Source organism: Rhodococcus sp. CX, from assembly GCF_015865005.1.
Classification (GTDB): Bacteria; Actinomycetota; Actinomycetes; order Mycobacteriales; family Mycobacteriaceae; genus Rhodococcus.
Map to the genome: position 1 here is coordinate 17,783 of NZ_JADZGH010000036.1, position 1,272 is coordinate 19,054.

The 1,272-nt window shown below is 70.1% G+C and carries 2 protein-coding genes; both read left to right on the forward strand.

What is annotated here, in order from left to right; genetic code table 11:
* Positions 1 to 394: FAD-dependent thymidylate synthase (locus tag I0Q12_RS31815; RefSeq protein WP_231609929.1), on the forward strand; the 394-nt coding region annotated here is incomplete at its 5' end.
* Between the two features lie 63 nt (positions 395 to 457).
* Positions 458 to 1,272 (forward strand): 4-hydroxy-tetrahydrodipicolinate synthase (gene dapA, locus I0Q12_RS03500; protein WP_197250613.1); only part of this gene is annotated, 815 nt, incomplete at its 3' end.

Here is a 1,272-nt window from a genome sequence, read left to right on the forward strand (position 1 = left end):
GGCGATCGAGGGCGACGAGGAGCTCGAGCGGTTGTTCCTCGCCGCCGCCGAGACCAGCAGGGCGGCCTACACCGAACTGCTCGGCGCTCTCGACGAGAAGCTGTCGCACGTTCCCGCGGGCCCGCTGCGCGCGAAGCGGGTGCGCGAGGCCGCCCGCTCCGTGCTGCCCAATGCCACCGAGACGCGCGTGGTCGTCACCGGCAACTACCGGGCGTGGCGGCACTTCATCGCGATGCGTGCCACCGAACACGCCGACGTCGAAATCCGTCGTCTCGCGGTCGAGTGCCTGCGTCGCCTGCAGGAGGTCGCACCGAACGTCTTCGGTGACTTCGCCGTCACCACACTGCCCGACGGGACCGAGGTCGCGGCCAGCCAGTTCACGACGGAGGGCTGAACAGCGCGACGGGGTGGGCGGGCGTGTGTCGCAGCGCCTTCTGCACGCGGTAGCCTTCTGACCATGACCAACGGTGATTCCGCTTCTGCTGTCGAGCTTCCGTTCGGCACCATCGCCACGGCGATGGTGACCCCGTTCACTGCCGACGGCAAGCTCGACGTCGATGCGGGAGTGCGTCTGGCGACCTACCTGGTCGACGGCGGCTGCGACGCACTGGTTCTCGCCGGTACCACCGGCGAGTCGCCCACCACGACCGAGAACGAGAAGCTCGAACTGATGCGCGCGGTCCTCGCCGCGGTCGGCGACCGGGCGAAGATCATCGCCGGTGCCGGCAGCAACGACACCGCGCACAGCGTCGAGCTCGCGCGCGACGCGGCTCGTGCGGGCGCACACGGCCTGCTCGTGGTCACCCCGTACTACTCGCGGCCCCCGCAGGCGGGCCTCTACGCGCACTTCACGGCCGTCGCCGATGCGACCGACCTGCCCGTGATGCTCTACGACATTCCGCCCCGCTCGGTGGTGCCGATCGAAACCGAGACGCTGCGCCGCCTCGCCGAGCATCCGCGGATCGTCGCGGTCAAGGACGCCAAGGGCGACCTGAACGCCGGTGCCGAGCTCATCGGAACCACCGACCTGAAGTTCTACTCGGGCGACGATCCGCTGAACCTGCCGTGGCTCGCGGTCGGCGCGGTCGGCTTCGTCAGCGTCATCGGCCACCTCGTTCCCGGCCGCCTGCGCGAGCTGCACACCGCGTTCATGAACGGCGACATCGCCCGCGCTCGCGCGATCAACCTCGAACTCGTGCCGATCCTGCGGGCCGTCGCCCGCCTCGGCGGTGTCAGCGCGTCCAAGGCCGGGCTGCGTCTGATGGGCATCGA